At 64.7% G+C, this 23,382-nt stretch carries 22 protein-coding genes and 1 pseudogene; 8 read left to right on the forward strand and 15 right to left on the reverse strand.

What is annotated here, in order from left to right:
• Positions 1-660, forward strand: coding sequence for a guanylate kinase (gene gmk, locus BMW89_RS11130; RefSeq protein ID WP_092025781.1), 660 nt, complete (start codon positions 1-3; stop codon positions 658-660).
• On the opposite strand, the gene BMW89_RS11135 is transcribed toward gmk, so the two are convergent.
• Positions 593-1,804 (reverse strand): hypothetical protein, encoded by a 1,212-nt coding sequence (locus BMW89_RS11135; protein ID WP_092025784.1) that lies wholly within the window; start codon positions 1,802-1,804, stop codon positions 593-595. The genes gmk and BMW89_RS11135 overlap by 68 nt on opposite strands.
• 207 nt (positions 1,805-2,011) lie before the next feature.
• Between BMW89_RS11135 and BMW89_RS11140 the strand changes: the two genes are divergently transcribed.
• Complete coding sequence (locus BMW89_RS11140; protein WP_092025787.1) at positions 2,012-2,359, forward strand: hypothetical protein; 348 nt, start codon at positions 2,012-2,014, stop codon at positions 2,357-2,359.
• A gap of 15 nt (positions 2,360-2,374) precedes the next feature.
• Here BMW89_RS11140 and BMW89_RS11145 read toward each other — a convergent pair whose 3' ends face one another.
• The 12 genes from BMW89_RS11145 to lptF form a co-directional block, all read right to left on the reverse strand.
• Complete coding sequence (locus tag BMW89_RS11145; RefSeq protein ID WP_092025789.1) at positions 2,375-2,596, reverse strand: hypothetical protein; 222 nt, start codon at positions 2,594-2,596, stop codon at positions 2,375-2,377.
• Positions 2,597-2,959: 363 nt separating this feature from the next.
• Complete coding sequence (locus BMW89_RS11150) at positions 2,960-3,376, reverse strand: phosphonate metabolism protein PhnM (RefSeq protein WP_092025793.1); 417 nt, start codon at positions 3,374-3,376, stop codon at positions 2,960-2,962.
• 189 nt (positions 3,377-3,565) lie between these two features.
• Positions 3,566-4,282 carry a Crp/Fnr family transcriptional regulator gene (locus BMW89_RS11155; protein WP_092025796.1) on the reverse strand — a complete coding sequence of 239 codons (717 nt, stop codon included), beginning with the start codon at positions 4,280-4,282 and terminating at the stop codon, positions 3,566-3,568.
• A gap of 367 nt (positions 4,283-4,649) precedes the next feature.
• The gene (locus tag BMW89_RS11160) at positions 4,650-4,880 is read right to left on the reverse strand and encodes a hypothetical protein (RefSeq protein ID WP_092025799.1); all 231 of its coding nucleotides are present in this window, start codon (positions 4,878-4,880) and stop codon (positions 4,650-4,652) included.
• A 68-nt stretch (positions 4,881-4,948) separates the two neighbouring features.
• The gene (locus BMW89_RS11165; RefSeq protein WP_092025802.1) at positions 4,949-5,110 is read right to left on the reverse strand and encodes a Flp family type IVb pilin; all 162 of its coding nucleotides are present in this window, start codon (positions 5,108-5,110) and stop codon (positions 4,949-4,951) included.
• A 165-nt stretch (positions 5,111-5,275) separates the two neighbouring features.
• The gene (locus BMW89_RS11170) at positions 5,276-6,334 is read right to left on the reverse strand and encodes an alcohol dehydrogenase (RefSeq protein WP_092025805.1); all 1,059 of its coding nucleotides are present in this window, start codon (positions 6,332-6,334) and stop codon (positions 5,276-5,278) included.
• A 105-nt stretch (positions 6,335-6,439) separates the two neighbouring features.
• Positions 6,440-7,297, reverse strand: coding sequence for a 16S rRNA (adenine(1518)-N(6)/adenine(1519)-N(6))-dimethyltransferase RsmA (gene rsmA / locus BMW89_RS11175; RefSeq protein WP_092025808.1), 858 nt, complete (start codon positions 7,295-7,297; stop codon positions 6,440-6,442).
• Positions 7,297-8,322, reverse strand: coding sequence for a 4-hydroxythreonine-4-phosphate dehydrogenase PdxA (gene pdxA / locus BMW89_RS11180; RefSeq protein ID WP_092025810.1), 1,026 nt, complete (start codon positions 8,320-8,322; stop codon positions 7,297-7,299). The genes rsmA and pdxA overlap by 1 nt, the downstream gene beginning before the upstream one ends.
• On the reverse strand, positions 8,322-9,257 hold the full coding sequence (locus BMW89_RS11185) for a peptidylprolyl isomerase family protein (RefSeq protein WP_177195967.1): 936 nt from the start codon (positions 9,255-9,257) through the stop codon (positions 8,322-8,324). The genes pdxA and BMW89_RS11185 overlap by 1 nt, the downstream gene beginning before the upstream one ends.
• Before the next feature lie 70 nt (positions 9,258-9,327).
• A complete protein-coding gene (locus BMW89_RS11190; protein ID WP_502686390.1) occupies positions 9,328-11,760 on the reverse strand; it encodes an LPS-assembly protein LptD in 2,433 nt (810 codons plus the stop codon).
• A 50-nt stretch (positions 11,761-11,810) separates the two neighbouring features.
• Positions 11,811-12,908 (reverse strand): LPS export ABC transporter permease LptG, encoded by a 1,098-nt coding sequence (gene lptG, locus BMW89_RS11195; protein ID WP_092025817.1) that lies wholly within the window; start codon positions 12,906-12,908, stop codon positions 11,811-11,813.
• On the reverse strand, positions 12,905-14,074 hold the full coding sequence (gene lptF, locus BMW89_RS11200; protein ID WP_092025820.1) for an LPS export ABC transporter permease LptF: 1,170 nt from the start codon (positions 14,072-14,074) through the stop codon (positions 12,905-12,907). Before lptF ends, lptG begins: the two co-directional genes overlap by 4 nt.
• Positions 14,075-14,416: 342 nt before the next feature.
• Here lptF and BMW89_RS11205 point away from each other — a divergent pair, with 342 nt between their 5' ends.
• The 3 genes from BMW89_RS11205 (at position 14,417) to BMW89_RS11215 (ending at position 17,036) form a co-directional block, all read left to right on the forward strand.
• Positions 14,417-15,916 carry a leucyl aminopeptidase gene (locus tag BMW89_RS11205; protein WP_092025823.1) on the forward strand — a complete coding sequence of 500 codons (1,500 nt, stop codon included), beginning with the start codon at positions 14,417-14,419 and terminating at the stop codon, positions 15,914-15,916.
• 6 nt (positions 15,917-15,922) lie between these two features.
• Positions 15,923-16,375: a DNA polymerase III subunit chi gene (locus BMW89_RS11210; RefSeq protein ID WP_092025826.1), complete on the forward strand. Its 453-nt coding sequence runs from the start codon at positions 15,923-15,925 to the stop codon at positions 16,373-16,375.
• Between the two features lie 166 nt (positions 16,376-16,541).
• Positions 16,542-17,036 (forward strand): hypothetical protein, encoded by a 495-nt coding sequence (locus BMW89_RS11215; protein WP_177195969.1) that lies wholly within the window; start codon positions 16,542-16,544, stop codon positions 17,034-17,036.
• A 10-nt stretch (positions 17,037-17,046) separates the two neighbouring features.
• Here the strand turns inward: BMW89_RS11215 and BMW89_RS11220 are convergent, their stop codons facing one another.
• Positions 17,047-17,835, reverse strand: a complete 789-nt coding sequence (locus BMW89_RS11220) for a class I SAM-dependent methyltransferase (protein ID WP_092025832.1) — start codon at positions 17,833-17,835, stop codon at positions 17,047-17,049.
• A 251-nt stretch (positions 17,836-18,086) separates the two neighbouring features.
• Between BMW89_RS11220 and BMW89_RS11225 the strand changes: the two genes are divergently transcribed.
• Positions 18,087-19,082 carry an ABC transporter substrate-binding protein gene (locus BMW89_RS11225; protein ID WP_092025835.1) on the forward strand — a complete coding sequence of 332 codons (996 nt, stop codon included), beginning with the start codon at positions 18,087-18,089 and terminating at the stop codon, positions 19,080-19,082.
• A gap of 6 nt (positions 19,083-19,088) precedes the next feature.
• Here BMW89_RS11225 and BMW89_RS11230 read toward each other — a convergent pair.
• Positions 19,089-19,571: pseudogene (locus BMW89_RS11230) on the reverse strand (ABC transporter ATP-binding protein); the annotation flags it as partial.
• A 9-nt stretch (positions 19,572-19,580) separates the two neighbouring features.
• On the opposite strand from BMW89_RS11230, the gene BMW89_RS11235 reads away from it, so the two are divergent.
• Together BMW89_RS11235 and BMW89_RS11240 are read left to right on the forward strand one after the other, a co-directional pair.
• Positions 19,581-20,078 (forward strand): hypothetical protein, encoded by a 498-nt coding sequence (locus tag BMW89_RS11235; protein WP_092026322.1) that lies wholly within the window; start codon positions 19,581-19,583, stop codon positions 20,076-20,078.
• A 428-nt stretch (positions 20,079-20,506) separates the two neighbouring features.
• Positions 20,507-23,356: a beta strand repeat-containing protein gene (locus tag BMW89_RS11240; RefSeq protein ID WP_092025838.1), complete on the forward strand. Its 2,850-nt coding sequence runs from the start codon at positions 20,507-20,509 to the stop codon at positions 23,354-23,356.
• Positions 23,357-23,382 lie beyond the last annotated feature (26 nt).

A 23,382-nucleotide genomic window follows, 5' to 3' on the forward strand; every position in this document is an offset into this window, starting at 1 on the left:
ATGACGAAGGGCGGTCACGGAACTGACGGTGTCGAGCGGCGCGGCTTGATGTTCGTGCTGTCCTCGCCCTCGGGCGCGGGCAAGACGACGCTGTCGCGGCTGCTGATCGATCGCATGCCCGGGCTGAAAATGTCGGTGTCGGCGACCACGCGCGCGATGCGGCCAGGCGAGGTCGACGGCCGCGACTATCTGTTCGTCGACAAGCCCCGCTTCGAAGCGATGGTGAAGGACGACGAGCTGCTCGAATGGGCGACCGTGTTCGACAATCGCTACGGCACGCCGCGCAGCCCCGTCGAAGCCGCGCTGTCGGCCGGGCAGGACGTGCTGTTCGACATTGACTGGCAGGGCACCCAGCAGCTGCGCGAAAAAGCGCGCGCGGATGTCGTCAGCGTGTTCATCTTGCCGCCGTCAGCCGCCGATCTCGAGAAGCGCCTGCACTCGCGCGCGCAGGATTCCGACGAGGTGATCCGCAAGCGCATGAGCCGCGCCAGCCACGAGATGAGCCACTGGGCCGAGTACGACTACATCGTGATCAACCATGACGTCGACGAGGCCTTCGCCGAGGTGCAGTCGATCCTGAAGGCCGAACGCCTCAAGCGCGAGCGGCGGACTGGCCTCGTGGGCTTCGTGCGAGGTCTACAAGGACAGCTCCAGGACTAAAGTCGCGACTGGAGCCAGGGGTAGGCGGCGACAGCCGCGGCCCTTCCTGCGCCAACCGTTCCAGCATCGCCGTGATGATGTCGATGTCGACGGAATCCTCGGCCTGCACCTCTTCGTTGCGATCGGCGGGCTTGTCGTCGACAGGCTCTTGGTCATGAGTGTCGTTGACCGCGAGCTGAGGCGCTGACGCCTCGATCTCGAACTCTCCGTTGAATATGTCGGCCTCGTCGAGGTCTGCTGCGACCTCATGACGAGGGGAACGGGATTGTGCCGCGATCCGGCCGATCTCGTCCCCGAACGCGGCGAGTTGCGGGGCTTGCGGACGCGTGGCCAGCGGACGTGCGGCATCGAAGTCGATCGGGTGCGTCAGCTGCGCGCGTCGCGTGACGGCCGGGGTCGCGTCGAGCCAGGGGGCGCGGTTGTCGTCGAGATCGTGCGGCTCCCGATCGTCCCAATTCACGCGGCGGTGGTCGGCTGCCTGGACGCGGACGCGCCCGCCGGCAAAGCGGTAGATGACGCTGGCGAGGAGGCCTGCGAGCGCCAGCGCGCCGCCGATCACGAGCAGCAGCATCTGCAGCGAGCCGGTCGGCTTGTCGGCGGGAATTTCAGCTGAAGCAAGCGCCACCGGAGTTGCGGGCTTTGCCGGTTTCGCGCTCGGCTGCGGCGCAGGGGCCGTCGCAGAGGCATCGGGCCAGCGCGCGGCGACAGCGGGCTGCTCTACGTTGCTATCGGTCACGGTGCTCGATGGTTGCTGCGCGACCGGCGGCGCGCTCGCTACAGCCGGGGCTTGCGTGGTCTGCGGCGCGATGTATTCGGCACGCGCGTTTTGCACCGATGGCGATGCGGCTGAATCCGTGCCTGGTGTGTCGGTTGCCTGCGCGCTCTGCGTGACCTTGCCGCCTTCGGCGCGCAGATACCAGCATTGCCGCTTGGTCGCGCGATCGAGGCGATAGTACCAGTGCTGGCCCTGCGGCGCGGTGCCTTTTGCCGAGGCGAGACAGTCGCTCGCGGCGTTGGCCGCGTTCGGTGCGGCCGGCGCGTTCTGTGACACGGCGGCCAGCGGCACGCCGGCAATGATACTGCCAACAAGCGCGGATATGAACTTTGCGGTGCGGTTGCCCATCCTGGTCTCCCGTTTACGCATGACGCAACTCTTTACCGGCCCTTTGTCATCAAAAACTTGGGTAGCAATGAGCCGCAAATCCGGAGAGGATGTGGCTTGAATTGGGCCCCGCGCGCGTTGGTTCCGCCGCGAAATCAGGCTTTTTTCTGGCGCCGTTGCTTGCGCGCGCATCGAACGGCGAGGGGGCATGGCGACGGCGCGGTGCGGCAAGGTGAGGGGAGAATAGCCATGAACCGGATCGCCGGGCTCGCAATGACAGGATGGGTGGTGACCTGCCTCGGCGCCAGCGCAACGCTGGCTGCAACAAACAAGACAGACCCGAAATTCGTATGGCCGAAGGACAATCGATTTACCTGCCGCGGCGTCATGGCCGAAGAACAGGGCGTTTTGCTGCTGACGCCGGATCAGAATATGCTGACATGGAGTGATGCCGATATCGATGACAAGGACAGAATCCGCGTGCTGAAGGTCTGCAAATTGGGGGATCGTTGCGAGATCAAAGGCACCATCAGGGGGCACGGGACCTTTGGCTGGGTCGAGATCAATTCGATCGTCCGGCCTGTCTCGCCGCGATGAGCTGCCTTGCGGAAGTTATCTCCACACCCGCGCCAGCATCAGCGCCAGGCACCCCAGCACGGCGCTGATCAATCCTACCATCGCATAGGACTGCGCAAACACACCGGTCTGGATGAAGACCTGGCACGCGATGGCGATGCAGACGGCGGCGAGCAGCAGGCAGGCGCAACCGACGGCGATCGAGAGATAGCGGATCGCGGTTGCGACCGGCTTTGCGGGTGATGCGGGATCGTTCATGCAGGGGTACAACGGCGCGGTCGGCGGCAGGTTCCTCCGCCGCTGCGCACGGCGGGCGCGTCAATCGCGTGCGCAGCAATCGACGAGCGCGCGCCAGATGCGCTGAACTTCGATCGTTCTCTCGAGCTCCAGGACATGGTTCGCGCTCGCAGCCGGGGCTGTCGCCCGAAGGCGCGCTTCACGCGGTGCGATCCAGCGCTCGGATATCGGATCGTACCATTTGCCTGTCATGACCAAGCGCGTCTCTCCTCTTCGGTCCCCCGAATGAGTGTCTGGTGTCCCTGACGAAAGGCAAACGCATGGGAGGCGCGTGGCGTTCCAATTTCGATCCTGTTGTGATCGGTCGTGAAAAGGCGCCGAGGGCTATCGCTTCGGCTCATCTCGCGCATCATGCGGCGATACGTCGGTCTGTTGTCGCGCCTCGCCGGCGCGGACCTCTTCGAGGATGGTCTCCAGCGATCGTTCGCTGGCTGCGGCCCCGGGCGGCGGGCCCGACTTGCAGTATTTCCTGACCAGCCGCTTGATGTCGTCGGCCGCTTGCAGCAGCGGCGGCGTCAGCGAGAACAAAGCGCCCATTGCGATGGCGATGATGGTGTGCCGAAGCGACACCTTGTCGTCTTCGTCGAAGGGGTAGGCGTTGCCCTCGATCGCTATGGGGGCGAGGCCTTCCTGCGATCGCGGACGATCCGGCTTCTGCGGCTTTCGCGGCGGCATCATGATCACGACAAAAAGCACGTTGATCAGGAGCCAGATGCCGAGGACGACGAGAAATGTTTGCATTCCAAAAGACCGGAAAAATAATGTACTGTGGGCTAAACGAATATTGAATGGCCGTTCGCGCACTAACGCAAGTTGTGCCTGAGGAGCGCAAGCCGATGACGGGCGAAGCGCGGCGAAATCGCTATCGAAATTTGGCAACGACGGCGTTGCGGTGTCGCCAAATCCATCCTGCGGAGTTGGCGCGACCGCCTAGCTCGCCGAGGACGCGCGACCAAACACCTCGCCAAAATGCTTCTTCACCGCGCCATTGCAGGTGCAGGCTCGGGCCTGGAGCGCGGGCGCATCGAGGATCAGGATGGCGCCGCGGCGGGTTGCGAGGATGCGCCTTGCCTTGAACATCTGGATGACGCGGCTGGCATAGCTGCGGGAGACGCCAAGCATGCCGGCGAGCTGCTCGTGGGTGAGGGGGATCTCGGCCTCGCCGATATGCTCGTGCACGGAGACGATCCATTTGGCGGCGCGCTGCTCGATCGAATGTGCAGCGTTGCAGGCCGCGGTCTGGAGCAGCTGCGCCAGCTGGCAGTCGACATAGCGCGACAGCATGTCCTGGAGCGTTGCCGATTTCTGCTGCGCCTGCTCGAGCGCGCGCTGCGGCAGCCGGACGAGTGTACCGCTCAGCTTCACGACGATGCGCGAATAGGCGAGCGAAGCGGTGCGGCCGGCGGCAACGCCCACCGCCCCCTCGCGGCCCACCAGCAGGCTCTCGACCTCGCGGTCATCCTCGACCGGCACGGCGAACGACACCAGCGCGGAGCCGCAGGGAAAATGCACCGCCGTCACCGCGTCGCCGGCGTGATGCAGGATGTGGCCGGCCGCGAGGTCGACCGGCTGGAGGTGCGGCGCGATCAGTTCGAAATCGTGAGGGGTGAGCTGCCGGAGCAGATCGTTCTGGGGCCGACCGGTCACTTGTTGTTGTCTCTTGCCGTTTTTTGCCGGGAATCGGCACCGGCCAGAACCCTACGTTTCCGCAGCGGAACCGACGGTTCCAAAGTGCACACAAGGAATTCTTGGGCGTTGAAAACTTGGACGTTGAAAACTTGGACGTTGAAAAATCGACTCAGCCTTGCGGAGTTTCGGAATGCGCGGGGACAATGGGCCGGATGGCGTGGCCCTGACTTCGCGCGCTCTGTTCAGGAGTGAACACAAGGGGTGGGCGGATCGGCGTAGCGTCCCCCTGCGGAAGCGCCGTAACCCCGTGCGCTCTGCCCGACGACCGCCGGCCCATAGCTCTCGAACGCCGCCGGGCCGGCGGGTCCGAGGGCATCGCCTCCGATCAGCCGAAGCGCGCTTGCTGCGGCGGCGGGCTTTGCGTTGCGTGCGCGCGCCAGGCGTCGATCGCCTTGTTGGCGAGCATCAGTTGCCGGCGTTCGCCGCGCCTGAGCTGCGCTTCGATGGCGTCGAGAAGGACGTTTGCGGTCTCGTCCGCGGGGCCGAGCTCGCCGCTACCCTCCAGAAAATTCCAGGCGATGAAGAATGCGCTCTCGACGGTGCAGCGAATGGACATGCGCTGCCAACGCGACGGCCGCGGGGGCGTTCCGCGCGCGGGGAGTGCCGTGAGTGAACGGCGTTGCTTTACTTCAGCGAGGCGCTGATCGAGCCGAACTTCAGCTTGAGCGTCGAGCCGAGATTGTTGACCACGGCGATGATCGCAAGCGCGATGCCGGCGGCGATCAGACCGTACTCGATCGCGGTGGCGCCGGATTCGTCGGCCAGAAATCGGCGGATGGTCTGCATGGTCTCACCAGAATTCCGAAGAGGGGTTTGGCGAGGACTATAGTCCGCTGATCGCCGGTTCCCCTATGGGGAACCACGGCATGCGTCAATTCCGAGTTAATTGCATGAAGGAATGCGGGCCGGCGAGACCTGCATCTCGCCGCCAAGCCTGACTTGATGTTTGCGTCAGTTCTTCAGCACGATGCGGCCGACGACCTTGCCGGCGCGAAGCTCCTCGATCCATTTCTGGACATCGCCCATCGGTTCCTCGCGCATCGGCGTCGGCTTGATCTTGCCGGCGCGGGCCAGCGCCATCAATTCGTGCGCCTCGGCAAGCGTGCCGACCATGAAACCTTCGACGGTGAGGCGCTTGTAGACCCATTGCACCATCGGCAGCGTGAACTGGCCGCCCATCAGGCCCGAGACCACGACCTTGCCGCCGCGCGCGGCAACCGCCACGGCAAACGCCATCGACTTCTCGTTGCCGGCGAAGTCGACGACCTCGTCGAAGCCGCCCTCGGTTTCCTTCAGGATGCGCTTGATCACATCGGGCTCGGACGGATCGTAGGCGTTGGCAGCACCGTTCTTCAGCGCGGTCTCGCGTGCGGCCGGCGAGAGATCGGCGACCGTGATCGGCTGCTTGAACATCGCCTGCGCGAACGACAGGCCCATCATGCCGACGCCGCCGAGGCCGATCAGCAACAGGTTACGCTGACGCGGACGGTCGACCAGGCGCTTGAGCGCGCCATAGGCGGTGACGCCGGAGCACATCAGGGTCGCGGCCTGGTTGACGGGCAGGGGATCGTAGTCGAGCAGGTATTTCGCGTCGGGTACCAGCACGTGGGTGGCAAAGCCGCCGTCGATGGAGACACCGAGGAAGCGTTGCTTGGCACAGAGGTTCTCGTCGCCATTGGCGCAGTCGCGGCACTGGCCGCAGCCGATCCACGGAAACACCGCCTTCTTGGCGCCGACGAGGCCAGCCGCAACGTCAGGCCCGACCTCGTCGACGACGCCCGCGATCTCGTGGCCGAGCGTGAAGGGCAGATTCATGCCGCGCGTGGTGTCGAGCTTCTTGCCGCCGCCGAGATCGGCATAGCCGTCCTGAATGTGCAAATCGGAATGGCAGAGGCCGCAACGCTCGATGCGCACCAGCACCTCACGTCCCTGCGGCCTTGGCGTGTCGACGATGGTCTCGCACAGGGGCGCATCGAACTTGACCAGCGACTGCCGACGCATCAACGCCATATTCTCTCCTCCGGAATTTGCACCAAAGCGCGATCGCGCGCTTTGGTTTTGTTATTTAAGCATGATCTCTTCGGAAAACCGCTTCACACTTTTCCGGATCATGCTTTATTCAGCTTGCTTTCGTATATCCGCCAATTCACGCGCCATGGCAACAAAGCCCGAGATCGGAATGGTCTCCGCGCGTCGCGTCGCATCGACGCCTGCGGCAGATGCAAGCCGCGCGGGATCGACGCCGAGCGATTTCAGACTTTGCCGCAGCATTTTCCGGCGCTGGCCGAAGGCGCTGGCTGCGACCTGCTCGAGCAGTTTCCGATCGCAGGGAAGCGGCTCTGCGCGCGGCACCAGACGCACGACGGAGGAGGTGACCTTCGGCGGTGGCACAAAAGCGGAAGGCGCAATGTCGAACAGAATCTTTGTCTCGCAGCGCCAGTTGGCGAGCACGCCGAGGCGGCCATAGGCCTCCTCGTCTTCGCGTGCGACGATGCGCTCGCCGACCTCGCGCTGGAACATCAGCACCAACATGTCGTACCAGGGCGGCCAGGGCTCGGTGGTGAGCCAGCCGATCAGGAGCGGGGTCGCGATGTTGTAGGGCAGATTGGCGACGATTTTTGCGCGCTCGCCCGCGAGCAGCGGACGCGGATCGAAGGTCATGGCATCGCCATGCACGATCTCGAGCCTATCGGGGTAGCGCGCGGAAATATCCTGTAAGGCCGGGATCGCGCGCTCGTCGTGCTCGATCGCGATGACGCGCTTGGCGCCGAGCGCGAGCAGCGCGCGCGTCAATCCACCGGGGCCGGGACCGATCTCGACGATGGTGGAGTCTTCCAGGGGAGCAGCTGCCCGCGCGATGCGCGCGGTCAGGTTGAGGTCGAGCAGAAAATTCTGGCCGAGCGATTTGCGGGCCGACAGCGCGTGCTGGCGAATGACCTCGCGGAGCGGCGGGAGGTCGTCGATCGCGCTCATCAGCTTGTTGCAGCCGTCATGCGGCTGGCGAGCTTCAGCGCGGCGATCAGGCTGGCGGGATTGGCCTTGCCGGTGCCGGCGATGTCGAAGGCGGTGCCGTGGTCCGGCGAGGTGCGGATGAAGGGCAGGCCGAGCGTGACGTTGACGGCGTCGTCGAAGGCGACCGTCTTGATCGGGATCAGCGCCTGGTCGTGATACATGCAGACCGCGCAGTCATAGGTCGCGCGCGCGGCCTCGTGGAACATGGTGTCGGCGGGCAGCGGGCCTTTTGCCTCGATGCCGTCATTGCGCAGAACTTTGAGCGCCGGGGCAATCACGGTCTGCTCCTCATGGCCGAGCGAGCCGTCCTCGCCGGCATGCGGATTGAGGCCGGAGATCGCGATCCGCGGCCTGTCGATGCCGAAGCGGGATTTCAGCTCGCCTGCAACGATGCGCACGGTCGAGACGATCAGCTCGCTGGTGAGCTGGACAAGCGCATCGCGCAAGGCGACGTGGATGGTCACGGGCACGACTGCGAGCCGCGGCGACCACAGCATCATCACCGGCTGCGGCACACGGCCGTCGCTGCTAGCAAGCTCGGCGAGGAATTCGGTGTGGCCGGGATGGCGGAAGCCTGCGCGGTAGAGCACGCTCTTGGCGATCGGATTGGTGACGACGGCGCTGGCACGGCCTGCGCGCACATCGCCGACCGCCTGGCGGATCGAGGCAAGTGCGGCCGGCGCGCTCGATTCATCGGGCTTGCCGGGTTCGGCGGTGGCGTGCTCGCCGGTTGCCACCACGGGCAGGGCCTCGGTGAAGGTGGCTGCGGCTTCGCTCGGGCTCACAGAGGCGATCCGGAAATCGGCGCCGAGCGCCTTCCCCAGGGCCTTGGCGCGGCGGGCGATGAAAGCCTCGTCGCCGAGCAGATAGAAGGCGGGCAGGTTCAGCTCACGGCGCCGGAGCCAGGCTGCGATCGTGATGTCGGGACCGATGCCGGCGGGCTCTCCCAGGGTCAGGGCGAGGGGCTTTATCGGGTGGTTGGCCATCAGCGGTTGCGGTATTCGATCATCGCCGCCTTGCGGAGCTCTTCGAGATAGGTCTTCTGGGTCTTCTCGTACTTCTCCTGATACATCTTCTCGCGGACCTCGCGCTTCTTCGGCGTGTCGATCATGGTCGGCTTACGCGCGCACAGCACCACCATCTCGATGCCCGCCTTGGTCACCTCAGGCGCGGTCAGATGGCCGATCGGCAAGTCGTCGAGCACCTTGCGGAGCGCCTCGGGCAGCTCCGCCGTGGTCTTGGTGACGCTCTCGCGGATGGTGGCGTTCGGCGTCGAGCGGAACAGCGAATTGGCTTCCTCGCAGCTCCCGACGCGCGAGCGATATTGCTCGGCTTCCTTCATGCGCGTCTCCTGGAAGGCCGGGGACGAACCGCGCGGCACGATCAGCACGATCGGCTGCATCTTGTATTCGGTGCCCTCGATCTGGAGCTTGTCGCCGTTCTGGGCCTGCACCGCCTGCGCGACGTCGCGCTCGCCGACCATCAGCTTCTCCTTGTAGCGGCCGCGCACGAGACTGGTCCAGACCATCTCGGACTTCATGCGGCCCTTCAGCGTCTCGGGGCGGACGCCTTTCGATTCCAGCGACTTGGTGAGCTGGTCCGGGGTGAGGCGCATGCGCTGTGCCATGCCCTCGTAGGAGCCGTTGATGTCGGAGACACCGGGGTCGACGCCATACTTCTTGCCCTCCTTCATCTTGATCTTGTCTTCGATCAGCTCGTTGATGACGTCCTGCCGGGCCGGGACCTTCTGCGTCGTCAGCTGGTCGAGCTTGGAGCGCTGCTCGATGTCGAAATCGGTGATCGGATCGCCGTTGACCATGACGACGATGTTCTGCGCGCGCGACGGCGCGGGCAGACCGGTCAGGATCAGTCCGGCACCGAAGGCGAGGAGAAGGCGGAAGACAGGCAATGGGGTCGTCATGATTGTTGTCGCTCGCATGTCAGCCGGATGAGCTCGTGATCGGGAGCGCCGGGCCGTCACTTCAAATGGTTCACTGCAGGCCGGAAGTGCTTGACCCCGTCGAGGTCGCCAGCGTGCGCAGGCCGATCTGGAACATGAACGCGTGGCTCAGCGTGGGCGGTATCGAGCCGGCTGAGTAGCTATACGAAGTTACATAGTTCGCCGCCAGTACGAAGCAATCGTCGACATAGCCTGCACCGACCACATACTGGTTGATCTTGTTGGCCTCGAGGTCCCACCGCGCCGAGCCCGTCACCACCCAGTTGGTCGCGACCTTCAGCGAGCCCGACGTCAAAATGCCCTCGCGGCGCGTCAGATAGCCGAGTTCCGGCTGCGCCGCGTAATTGCCGTACATCATGCTGATCGACCAGCGATTGAAGTTGGCGCGGCCTTCGGCCTCGAAGCGCTGGATGTTCCAGGTCTGCTCGTCCATGCGGGAGCGGACGCTGAACGTGTAGGTGCTGTTGGGCGAGTAGGCGACGCTCGCGACGTAGTCGGAGCGCGGCTTCTGCAGGCCGGAATCGACGCCGGTATTGATGGTATCCTGGACCGCAAAGGAGTTCATGCCGAACAGCTGGTAGGACTGCCCGAACAGCGTCTTGACGGCGCCGCCCTTGTCGAATTGCGTGGTGGCCTGCACGCCCACATTGGCGCGGCCGCCGCCCTCGACGCGGTCGTAACCGGAGAACTTGTCGACACTGAACAGGTTCGAGGTGTCGAACACCAGGCTCTGAGCGTCCTCGTTCGGCAACTTGCCGGCATAGGTCTCGTTCGGCCGGATGATGATCTGCGCGATCGGTTCGATGGTGGTCGAACCCCACGGCTGAACGTTGATGAAGGGATAGCGGTATTCGAGGCCGACGGTCGGCATCAGGCGCAGCGCCTGGGTGTCGCCGACGGGCAAATAGTTCGACACGCCCGGCTGGTTGGAGACCGAGGCGTTGATCGCGTCGGCGCGGACGATGGCGAACGGCGTCCAGATCTCACCGAACGGGTCGGTGAAGGACTTGCGCCACTGCGCTTCGGCCGTGAGGCGGGTGTAGGTGCCGGGAACGCCGCGCAACAGGCACTGCGACGGTGTGCGGGCGAGCGGATCGGCCGACGTCGTCGTGCACAGGCTGCTGGTGTTGGCGACCGTCGTGATCGGATCAAAGACGGCGTCGTTGCGGGTCAAATTGACGAAGTTCGTCTTGTAGGAGAACTCCCCGCCGAACACCGGATAATTGAGCACGTTCGAGTAGTCGATCACGGGATAGACGACCGGGACCTGCTGCTGGTTGCCCGAGAAGCTCAGCCAGTACATCGTGCGCGCGTCGAAGAAGCTGCGATTGCCGACGCCGGTCAGATAGAGCTGCGAGATCGCGTCGGTCGGCAGGTTCAGGAACGAGCCGAGCGGATCGCGATAGGCCGACAGGCGATAGTCCGACATGAAATAATAGTCGGAGAGCACGACGCCGTCCCAGCCCCAGACCCATTTGTCGTTCAGTGCGAACTGGCCCTTGGTCTCGACGCCGCCGCGGAACTGGCGGTCGCCCGGCAGGCCGGCGAACTTGTCGGGGTTGAGCTGGTCGATGCCGTAGACGCGGATCTGATAGGCGCCGTCCATCAGGCGCTGGCGGAACTCGGCCTGGAACAGCACGCCCTGCTTGGAGGTGATGCGCGGGCTGAAGGTCGCGTCCATGTCGGGCGCGATCGCCCAGTAGAACGGGACTTCGATGCCGTAGCCGAATGCGGTGTAGGAGGTGAAGCCCGGCATCAGGAAGCCGGTCTTGCGCTTCACGGTCGGATCGGGCGTCGAGAAATACGGCATGTAGGCGATCGGCACGCCGAAGAACTCGAGCTGCGCCGTCTCGAAATACAGCATCTTCTCCTGCTGGTCGTGGATGATGCGGGCACCCTTGACCTGCCAGAGAGGCGGCTTCTTCGGATCGTCCTTACACGGTGCGCAGGCCGTGTAGACGCCGTTCTCGAACACCGTGTAATTGCCGCTGGAGCGGTCGGCGCGGCTCGCGGCCATGCGGGTCTGGTCGGCGGTGTCCACGCGCAGCGAATCGACGAAACCATCGCGGTAGTCGTCCGACAGATCCAGGATCTCGGCATAGGTGATCTTGCCGTCGGCATCCGTCATGCGGATGTTGCCTTCGGCATGCAGCCGCTTGGTCTTCTGGTCGTAGATGACCTTGTCGGCCTCGACGCTGGTGCCGTTATAGAACAGCTGGACGTTACCGACCGCGGAGACGCGCGAATTGTTGTAGTCGTAATCGACCTCGGTCGCCTGAACCAGCATCTGGTTGTCGTTGGCGGCCTTCGGCGGCGTCGGGCGCGGCGGTCGCGGATTGTAGGTGAAGCTCTGGGCGGAGGCGGGGGCGACGAGGGCTGCATCCATCAGCCCGCCGAGCGATGCCATTGCGGCAACGGCCAGCAGGAGCTTGCGAATAGACAAGCCGAATCCGTTCGCGCGCATCACAATGCGGCGCGCCAAACGAGACACGTGTCCTCGATGGACGGCAGTCACTAACCGTCCTCCTGGTACAACAAGGCCAAAAAGCCGGTGAGGCCACCCACCACCACGGGCAACCACGCCGCAGCGATCGGATGCATCAACTCAGCCTTGCTCAAGTCTTCAGTCACTTTCGACAAAACGTAGAGCAGAAAGCCTGCACCCACGCCACTCAAAACCATCTTCTGCACGCCGCCCATCCGGAAGAAACGCAACGACACAGAAGCCGCAAGCATCACCATGGCGGCGAGCAAAAACGGCTGCGCCAACAGCTTGTGATACTGGAGTCGATAGCCGGCTGTCGCGAAGCCCGAGCTTTCGGACGAGCGGATGTAGCTCGGTAGTTGCCAAAAGGACACAGTCTCGGGTGTGGAAAAGCTGTTGCGGACCTGGGCCTCGGTCAGCGACGTCGGAATCTCCAACGTGGCCTGATCGACCGGCGGCGAGTCCAGCGAGTAGCGGCGAACGGTCTTGAACAGCCAATGGCCCGACTCGAGCGTCGCCTCGCGCGCCTCGATCCGCTCCTTGAAGTGCTGCTCTGTGTCAAACCGGAACAGCGTCATCCCGGTGAGACGAACGCCCTGCTGCTCGCTGCGCGCGGCATTGATGATGGTCTGTCCGTCGCTGGTGACCTGGTTGAGCCAGAAACCTGAGGCATCCTGGATGCCGCCGCCGGGCGCCGAGCCGAACAACTCGGCCTCCATGCGCTTGGAGAGCTCGCGCAGATTGGCCGACATCGGATTGTAGGCGACGGTGGCGATCACACCGATCAAGAGCGCGCTGCCGAGCGCCGGCGAGATGAACTGCCAGGCCGAGATGCCGGCGGCGCGCGCCACCACGAGCTCGAGCCGGCGAGAGAGGGCGAGATAGCAGGTCATGGCGCCGATCAGCATGCAGAACGGCGTCAGCTTCTCCAGCAACTGCGGCACCCGGAACAGCGAGGTCTCGGCCACCATGATCGCGGACGCCGATGCAAGGCCTGAGGTCTTGCGCACCATCTCGATGTAGTCGACCAGCACCAGCAGCAGGAAGATGCTCGCGAACACGCCGAGTGCGGCGACCACGAAGCGGCCGGCGAAATAGCGCCCGAGTGTGTTGGTGAGCATGCTCATGCGGCGGCCGGCCGTCCGAACAGCCGCGCGATGCGCGCGTTCGATTTGTTGATGGCCTCCATCAGGCCGGCGGGCGGCTCGACCACGACGCCGCCGATGATCATCCACAGCCCGACGCCGATGCCACCGAAAACCATCGCGTATTGGACCAGCACCGGGCCCTGCGATTTCACCGCCATCACCGAGCAGGCGAAGCCGGCCATGCGCAGGCCGAACACTGCGATGATTGAGCCGCCGATCGAGAAATTGCGGCTCTGGCGGGTGGTGCGCGGCGCGCCGAGGAAGGCAAAGGTCAGCACGGCAAACGCGAAGGGATAGATCGGCGCCAGCAGGCTGTCATGCAGGGCCGAGCGGAACTGCCCCGGAATCTGCTTGTAGACCGGGTCGTCCTCGGTGGGTGAGAACAGCTCCCAGAGATAGCGCTCGCGAATGCCGAGGGTGACGTCATGGCCCTGGTTGCCGAATTTCGACATGTCGAAGCCGTAGCGGCCGAACGCCACCAGCGCGGGATCGCGTTTGCCGGCCTCGAAGCGCTGGAGGTTGCCGTCCTTCAGCACCAGGAACGAGCCGTTCTCGTTCTTCACGACCTCGCCCTGCTCGGCGACGATCGAGACGCGCTCGTTCGGATCGCGGCGGTCGTCGATGAAGATGCCGGCGAGAATGCCGCCGGGCTGGCGCTCGCGGATGCGGATCGTGAGATTCTTGTCGAGCTGGGCGAAACGGCCGGGCTGGAGGATGTTGGTGAGCACGTCGGCGGTGATCTCGGCGTCCCATTGCTTGATCCGCCGCATGCCGTCGGGCGCCAGATACGCCGCGATGAAGGCGACCAGCGCCGCCACGACGCAGGTGGCGTAGAAGAACGGATAGAACAGCCGGAACGGCGAGAAGCCGGCGGCATTCATCACGATGATCTCGGAATCGGTCGCGAGCTTGTTCAGCGTGTGCGAGATCGCGATCATCAGCGCGATCGGCGAGATGATCAGGACGAGCGCGGGCACGACGAGGCTGGTGATGCCGAGGAAGGTCAGGATGGTTTGACCCTGGCTCGTCATCAGGTCGATGCCGCGCAACGCCTGCGTAATCCAGATCACGCCGGTGAGGCTGACCAGGACGAGCGCAAACGACGCCAGCGTCGTGCGGAAGATATACTTATCGATCGACCCCATGCGCTACCGCACGAATCCCCAACCAAGACCCCAATGCAGGCCGGAAGTCTGGCTGCCCAACCAATCCCCGATCAGGAGATCCCCAAGGTCGGCCAACCGCCTCTTCCGCTTGCTTACTTTCTCACTACCATCCCTTTGATCCGTCAACAAAATGGCTGCCCCGTGGCGCCCTCAACATATGGTTAATATTTCCCTCGTTGTGGCCTGGCGGCCACGGGGGCGCTTGGCATCTGCCGCGCCGGTGGCCCATAGTGGGGAAAGTCCAGTGAATCGTCATTCAGCTCCGGCCCGTGGCCGAGGCCAAGGTGTGGCGAAAAGCAATATGTTTTGAAGGAGTTATCCATGTCCGATGCCATCAAGGTCGGCTTCGTCCCGTTGTCATCAGCCGCCCGTGGCATCCTCGTGGTGTTCTGCGACGACGGTTTGAAGCTGGGCCCGGCGACGGCCAAGGCGCTCGGCGGCGCCGTCGACCTTGTGAAGCGGGCGGCCTCCGCCGCCGGCTTCAAAGGTAAAAGCGGCGCGGCGCTGGACATCCTCGCGCCGGAGGGGGTGAAGGCCACCCGCCTGGTCGTGATTGGTGCCGGCAAGGCGGCCAGCCTGAAGGGGAACGACTTCCTCAAATTCGGCGGCGTGGCGGCGAGCAAGCTCACCGCAGCGGCCGCCGCCATGACCATCATGGCGGAACTGCCAAACGGAGCCATGACGAGCGAGCAGGCGGTCGCGATTGCCTCGGGCCTGCGGCTGCGCGTCTACAAGTTCGACCGCTACAAGACGAAAAAGAAGGACGGCGAGGAGGGCGGCTTGCGTGCCGACGTCTCCCTTGCGGTCGGCGATGCCGCTGCCGCGAAGAAGGCGTTCGTCTCGGCTGGTGCGATCGTCGATGGCGTGATCATCGCACGCGACCTCGTCAACGAGCCGCCGAACGTGCTGTTCCCCGAGGAATTCGCGCGCCGCGCCAGTCAGCTGCGCAAGCTCGGCGTCAAGGTCGAGGTGCTCGACGTCAAGGCGATGGACAAGCTCGGCATGGGCGCGCTGCTCGGTGTCGGCCAAGGCTCGGTGCGGCCGAGCCGCACCGTGATCATGCGCTGGGACGGCGGCAAGAAGGGCGAGGCGCCGGTCGCTTTCGTCGGCAAGGGCGTCTGCTTCGATACTGGCGGCATCTCGATCAAGCCGGCCGGCAGCATGGAGGACATGAAGGGCGACATGGGCGGGGCGGCCTGCGTCGTCGGCCTCATGCATGCGCTTGCCGCGCGTAAAGCCAAAGCCAATGTGGTCGGCGCTATCGGCCTCGTCGAGAACATGCCCGACGGCAATGCGCAGCGGCCGGGTGATATCGTCACCTCGATGTCCGGCCAGACCATCGAGATCATCAACACCGACGCCGAAGGCCGCCTCGTGCTGGCCGACGTGCTCTGGTATGTCGCGAAAAAGACCAAGCCGAAATTCATGGTGGACCTGGCGACGCTGACCGGCGCGATCATGGTCGCGCTCGGCACCGATCATGCCGGCATGTTCTCCAACAATGACGAACTCGCCGACCGGCTGCTCGCGGCCGGCATCGAGAGCGGGGAGAAGGTCTGGCGCATGCCGCTCGGCCCCGAATACGACAAGCTGATCGATTCCCAGTTCGCCGACATGAAGAACACCGGCGGCCGTCACGGCGGCTCGATCACCGCGGCGCAATTCCTCCAGCGCTTTGTCGACGGCACGCCCTGGGCGCATCTCGACATCGCCGGCACCGCGATGGGCGCACCGAAGACCGACATCAACCAGAGCTGGGCCAGCGGCTATGGCGTCCGTTTGCTCGACCGCCTGGTCGCCGACCATTACGAGCGCAAATGACCCAAAATGACTGAAGTGCTATTCTACCATCTGCAAAACATGACGGTGGAGAACGTGTTGCCGCCGCTTCTCGAGAAATCGCTCGAGCGCGGCTGGCGCGTCGTGGTGCAGTCGACGTCGGAGGAGCGCGCCGACGCGCTCGACGCGCATTTATGGACCTATCGCGACGATTCCTTCCTGCCGCATGCGACATGGCGGGTGAACGATGCCGCCGATCAGCCGATCGTGCTGGCGATCGAGGAGGGCAATCCCAACGGCGCCAATGTCCGTTTCCTGGTCGACAGCGCCGTGCTGCCGCAGGACGCGCAGGGCTATGAGCGCATGGTGCTGCTGTTCAACGGCGACGATCCGGACGCGCTCGATTTGGCCCGCAGCGCCTGGACGGATTGCAAGGCGCGGGGATTTGATGTCACCTATTGGCAGGCCGACGAACGGGGCCGGTGGCAGAAGCGGAATTAGCGGTCGTTTGCAATTAATGATAATTTGCACTTTCCGGGCGATCATGGTTTTGGCCACCTTCGTGCCGCAAAGTGATGTTGGGACAAACGCTTAGGGCCGATCCTTCACGCGGGGAATTTAGTTTATCGTGCGACATCAAAAGCTTCCCAGCTCGCTCATAGTTGCGTTGGCTGCCGTAGCACCGCTGATCGCGGGCTGCTCGGGCGGCACCGATCTGCTGTCCAAGGACGCCCAATGGTTCAATACGCCGAGCCGCCTGTTCATCCGGAATATCTCGATTGAGTCGCCGCCGCTGACGCCCGAAAGGGCAGTCGGGGCTGAGGATCTGGTGAGCGCCGACGGCGCCTGTCCCGGCATGGCGCCGCCTCCCGGCCCGGCCGACGCCAATGCATCGACGACCACGCCGGCGCCCGTCGGCGGCACCGTCGCGCTCGGTCACACCGAATGCGACGTGGTGCGCGGCATCGGCGCGCCCTCGAACGTCAACCTCTCCGGCGATGCCGCCGGTCGCCGCGTCGCCGTGGTGACCTGGACCACCGGTCCGCGCGCGGGCATCTACACGTTCACGGCCGGACGCCTGTCCTCGATCGAAGGCACGCCGGAAGCGCCGGTCGTGCCGAAGGCGGTGAAGCCGAAGCCGAAGAAGAAGCCGGCAGCCTAAGGCCTGCGGGTCACGCGACTTTGCGTCCCTTGATCGCCGTCGCCCAGGCGTGAACCGTGATCTCGCCCTTGGCGCTTGCTGGAAGTCTGTCCTGCAGCCGACGCTTCAATTCGGCTTTCTCCCCATCCGACAGGTTGCCCACGACCCCGCTCGGGCTGCTCACGACCATCGAGAGCCAATAGTCGTCGAAATCCGCAAAGGTGCGCTCGACGACCAGTTCGCGGGTTTCGACGTCGCGGATGCCGAGTTCTGCCCAGAGCGCCTTCAGCGCCGCGAAACGCGAGATGTCTGCGCTCGGCGGACGCGCCGACGGCTTCCCCATCGCATCCAGCTCCTCCCACACAGGCTGTGGCGGCGTGCCGCCGCGCATGACGTCCCAGGTGTAGGATGCGATCATGCCGCCGGGCTTGGTCACGCGGATCATTTCCGAGACGCCCTTGCGCGGATCGGGGACGAAGAACAGCACCAGCGCCATCACGGCGACGTCGAAACGGTTGGCGTCGTAGGGAAGGGCCATCGCATCGCCAATCGACAGTTCGACCTGCTTTGCCGAGAGCTTTTGGCGCGCCGTCGCGATCTGCGCGTCCGAGGGATCAATCGCGCAAACGGACGATGGCGCCGACTTCGCAAGAAGCAGCTCGGTGAACGCGCCGTTGCCGGAGCCGACATCGACCCAGGCCAGTCCGGGGCCAGTCGCCAGCCAGTCGAGAAAAAGAGTGCCGGCCGAACGGCTCCACGGCGCCATGAAGCGCTCGTAGGCCGCGCCGTCGGTGAATTTAATCGGTTCTGGTGATGACATCCGAGAGCTCCCTCTAATATTCCCCGTTTGAAATTCCCTTCGGCCGAAAAGGCCGGTTGGCGACTGGCCTGCTGAGCCGGACCGTCCGCCGCAAATTCCACAGGCAAGCTTAGTATCAAATGCGGGAAGCGACACGGACAATTTTCGCGCGGCGGGCGCGGCCATTTTCCGATTTGAAACACAGCCTGCACCTATCAAACGCCGCGCTTGAGCAGTTACACTGACGGCAATTGAGCTGTTGGGAGCTGGGCATGAGGCGGCGCGAATTCATCGCGGGATTGACGATCGCTGCGGCTTTGCCGTCAGGGGTGCGCGGGCAGCAGTCCAGACAGGCGCGCCGCGTGGGCGTGCTGGTCGGTCTTGCTGCGAATATCGACGTGCCGGTCGCGCGGGCCTTCCTCAAGCCGTTCCGCGAGGCCATGGCCAAGGCCGGCTGGCTCGAAGACGGCAATGTCCACATCGACTATCGCTTCGGCGGTGCGCTGTCCGATCTGGCCAACACCAGGGCGTCCGCCGCGGAACTGGTCGCGCTCGCGCCCGAGGTCATCTATGCCCAGGGTCTGCCGGCAACGCTCGCGCTCCGTCAGCAGACCAAGACGATTCCCATCGTGTTTACACAGGTGATCGATCCGGTCGGCTTCGGTCTGGCCGACAGCCTCGGGCATCCCGGCGGCAACGTGACCGGCTTCGTCACCTGGGATTTTGCGATCGGCGGCAAATGGATGGAGCTGTTGCGCGGGCTTGATCCAAACCTTGCCCGTGTCGGCATCCTCTTCAACCCCGATACCGCGCCGTACGCGCCGGGCCTCGTCGCTGCGGCCAGGGATGCTGCGTCTGGAATTCAGGTGCTCGAGATTCGCACGCACAATGACGGCGAGACCGAAGTCCAGATCGAGGCGTTCAGTCGCGAGGGGAACGGCAGCCTGCTCGTCATTCCCGAGCCCTTCACCAACGGGCATCGCGACCACATCGTCGCTCAGTGCGCGCGCTTTCGCGTGCCGGCCCTGAACTCGGTGCTGGGCGCGGTCGATGGCGGCGCACTGATGTCGTACACCTTCGTCTGGGACGAACTGGTCAGCGCGCCGGTCGCCTACATCGATCGCATCCTGAAAGGGGCCTCGCCGCACGATCTGCCGATCCAGGCGCCCCGCCGCTACGAGTTGGTCATCAATTTGAAGACGGCCAAGACGCTCGGTCTTGATATGCCGCCCGTGCTGCTCGCGCGCGCCGATCGCGTGATCGAATAGAAAGTCCTAACCCGCGGCTTCGTCGAACTGCGTGCTCGCCTCGAGCCATTGCTGCTCGGCGCGGGCCAGCGCGCCCGCCGCATTGGCGCGCGCCTTCGACAGTTGCGCCGCCTGCTTGGGATCGCGGGTAAAGATGTCGAGCAGCGCCAGCGCGGTGTCGATCTTGGCGATGATCTCGGTGACGCGGGCGATCTCGCCCTCGGCCTCCGCAATGCGCTTCTTCAGCGGACCGCGATTGTCCGACTTCGGGCGCTGCGGCTTGTCGCTCGCGGCGCTGCGCTCGCGCGGGGCGGGCTCGCCGTTGCGCGACGACAGCACGAGGCGGCGATATTCGTCCAGGTCGCCGTCGTAATTGGTCACGGTGCGGTCGGCGACGATCCAGAGCTGATCGGCGCAGGACTCGATCAGATAGCGGTCGTGCGAGACCATGATGACGGCGCCTGGAAATTCGTTGATCGCCTCCGCCAGCGCGGCGCGGCTGTCGATCTCATAGTTGCGTTGGCTGCCGTAGCACCGCTGGTCGCGGGCTGCTCGGGCGGGACCGATCTGCTCGCATCCGCCAAGGACGCGCAATGGTTCAACACGCTGAGCCGCCTGTTCATCCGGAATATCTCGATTGAGTCGCCACCACTGACCCCCGACAAGCCCGTGACATCAGAGGATCTGGTCAGCGCCGACGGCGCCTGTCCTGGCATGGCGCCGCCTCCCGGCCCGGCCGACGCCAATGCATCGACGACCACGCCGGCGCCCGTCGGCGGCACGGTCGCGCTCGGTCACACCGAATGCGACGTGGTGCGCGGCATCGGCGCGCCCTCGAACGTCAACCTCTCCGGCGATGCCGCCGGCCGCCGCGTCGCCGTGGTGACCTGGACCACCGGTCCGCGCGCGGGCATCTACACGTTCACGGCCGGACGCCTGTCCTCGATCGAAGGCACGCCGGAAGCGCCGGTCGTGCCGAAGGCGGTGAAGCCGAAGCCGAAGAAGAAGCCGGCTTAAACGTATTGCTTGCCATTGGGGTTGCGCGCCTCGGACGCTGCGCAGCACCGAAAGCGTGCTCACGCGCGTCTTCGACGCGCGATAGTGATGCGCTGCAGAACCGGGGCTCAGAGCTTGTGGTGAGATGGGTCCCGGCTCTGCGCAGCAGCGCAAGCGCTGCGGCGCGTCCGGGACACGAGAGCTATCTAATCCGACATCTCATCAATTCCTTCGCTCGTTAGTGCGTCGGCAGCATTCGCGCGCGCCTTTGACAGTCGCGCGGCTGTTACCTGTGATCAGGCGCCTCGCAATGTGAGACTCGGCCGGAGGAAATCTGGAGGAAATCTCCAGAATAATCATGCGCGTCTCAAGCAGCGGCTCAAGCATGTCATGTTCGCGGCTGCTACGCATCGAGGGGAGGGGCTAGATCGACCGCAAGGATCATTTGGATGTCTACTACCTCTGTTTTTTCCCCGGTTACGGGGCAGCTCACCATTTTCGGCGACAGCGCGAATAACGGCCTCGTGATCAGCCGCGACAAGTCAGGCCGTATCCTGGTCAACAACGGGCACGTGAAAACGGTCGGTGGCGAACCCACCGTCGGCAACACCACCGGGATCGACATTTTCGGTCAAGGCGGCAACGACACGATCACCGTCGACGAATGCCATGGCCCGATGCCCGCGGTGCACATTTTCGGCGGCGACGGTGACGACAAGATCACGGGCGGCTCGGGGGCCGATCTGCTGTTCGGTCAGGCCGGCAACGATACGATCAAGGGTGGCGGCGGCAACGATCTGCTGTTCGGCGGTGCGGGCAACGACACGCTGGACGGCGGCAGCGGCGATAATCAATTGTTCGGCGAGGCCGGCAACGACCTCATGATCTGGAATCCCGGTGGCGGCACCAATCTGTTCGAGGGCGGTGACGGCAACGACACCGCGCAGGTCAACGGCAGCAATGATTCCGAGACGTTCGCGATCACCGCGAACGGCACGCGTGTGCGGTTCGACGGCACGGGTGCTGTGCCATTTTCGCTCGACATCGGCACGACGGAGAATCTCGTGCTGCACGCCGGTGGCGGCGACGATGTCATCACCGCGGGCAATGGGCTCGGCAGCCTGATCTCGCTGACGCTCGACGGTGGCGCCGGCAACGACAGGATCACTGGCGGCGACGGTAATGATCTCATCATCGGTGGTAGCGGCGACGACATCGTCAATGGCGGACGTGGCAACGACGTCGCCCAGCTCGGCTCTGGCGACGATACCTTCATCTGGAATCCCGGCGACGGCAACGACACGGTCGAAGGCGGATCGGGCAACGACAAGCTGCTGTTCAACGGCGCCAATATCAACGAGACCATCAACATTTCGGCCAATGGCGGAAGGGTGCGCTTCACCCGCGACGTCGCCAACATCACGATGGACCTCAACAGCGTCGAGCAGATCGAATTCGATGCGCGCGGCGGTGCCGACAACATCACCGTCGGCGATCTCACCGGGACCGGCGTCAAGCAGATGCTGATCGATCTCGGAGCGACGCCAGGCGGTACGCAAGGCGACGGCGCGGCGGATACGGTGACCGTCAACGGCACCAACGGCAATCAGCACATCCAGGTCACGTCCGTGGGTACGACGGTGACGGTGACGGGCCTGCCGGAAGTCGTGACTATCGCAAATGCGGAAGGCGCCAACGACCGGCTGGTAATCCAGGCGCTCGGCGGTAACGATGTCATCGATGCATCCCTGCTCGCCGCGGTGATTGGACTGACCATCGACGGCGGCGCGGGGAACGACACCATCACCGGCAGCCAGGGCGCCGATACCCTGATCGGCGGTGACGGCAACGACAAGATCACTGGCGGCCGCGGCAACGACGTGGCCTTTCTCGGCGCGGGCGACGACATCTTCACGTGGAATTCCGGTGACGGCAGCGACACCGTCGAAGGCGGCACGGGAACGGACACGCTGGTGTTCAACGGCTCCAACGTCGCCGAGAACACGTCGATCTCGGCGAACGGCGGTCGTGCGCTCCTCACCCGTGACGTCGGCGCCATCACCATGGATCTCAACGGCGTCGAGCGCGTGCAGATCGCGGCCGCAGGCGGCGCCGACAACATCACGGTCAACGATCTGACCGGCACCGGTGTGACACAGGTCGCCATCGACCTCAGCGCGGCCCCCGGCAGCCAGAGCGGCGACGGGGCGGCGGACCGCGTGACGGTGAACGGCAGCAACGGTGACGACAACATTTCAGTCGCAACCTCAGGCGGATCGATCGTGGTCAACGGCCTGGCCGCGCAGGTGACGATCGCACATGCCGACGCCGGTGACGTGCTGACCGTCAACGGCGGAGGCGGCAACGACGTCATCAACGCGTCCACGATCAAGGCGGGACAGCTGTTCAGCCTCAACATCAATGGCGGCGATGGCAACGACACCATCACCGGCAGCGCCGGCAATGACACGGTGAATGGCGGGCGCGGCAACGATTTCGCCAACCTCGGCGCCGGCGACGACACCTTCGTCTGGAATCCCGGCGACGGCAGCGACGTCGTCGAAGGCGGCAAGGGCACCGATACGCTGCTGTTCAACGGCGCCAACATCAACGAGAATATCAACATCTCGGCCAATGGCGGCAGGGCTCTGTTCACCCGTGACGTCGCCGCGATCGCAATGGACCTGAACGGCGTCGAGCATATCGACTTCAATGCCCTCGGCGGTGCCGACAACATCACGGTCAATGATCTCACCGGCACCGGCGTGAACCAGGTCAATCTCGACCTCGGCGCCAATGACGGCGCCGCTGACACCGTGACCATCAACGGCACCGGCGGCAGCGACGTCATCACGGTGACCGAGCACGACGGCATCGTCACGGTCTCTGGGCTTGGCCAGGACATCAACATCAGCGATGCCGGCGCGGGCGACAGGATCGTCATCAACGGCCTCGATGGCGACGATGTCATCACGGCCTCCGGCCTGCACGGTGGCATCCAGCTCGTTGCCAGCGGCGGCAACGGCGACGACATCCTGATCGGCAGCTCCGGCAACGACACGCTGACGGGCGGGGCAGGGGACGACGTGCTGATCGGCGGTGGAGGTACCGACATCCTCGACGGCGGCACCGGAAGCAACGTCGTCATCAATGGGGGCGGGGCATTCGCGGCCGCGATGCTGCTCAACCAGGCCATGGCGGCGAACCTCATTCCGGCAGGTGACGGTCACGGCGAGATGCCGTTGCCTGATCCGCACGCGGCGCAGACCCAGACGCTCGCTCCGCCGCAGCACGCCTGACATCAACTGCTCCGGCCGGGAGAACG

The sequence above is a fragment of the Bradyrhizobium sp. OK095 genome (genome assembly GCF_900109945.1).
Taxonomy (GTDB): domain Bacteria; phylum Pseudomonadota; class Alphaproteobacteria; order Rhizobiales; family Xanthobacteraceae; genus Bradyrhizobium.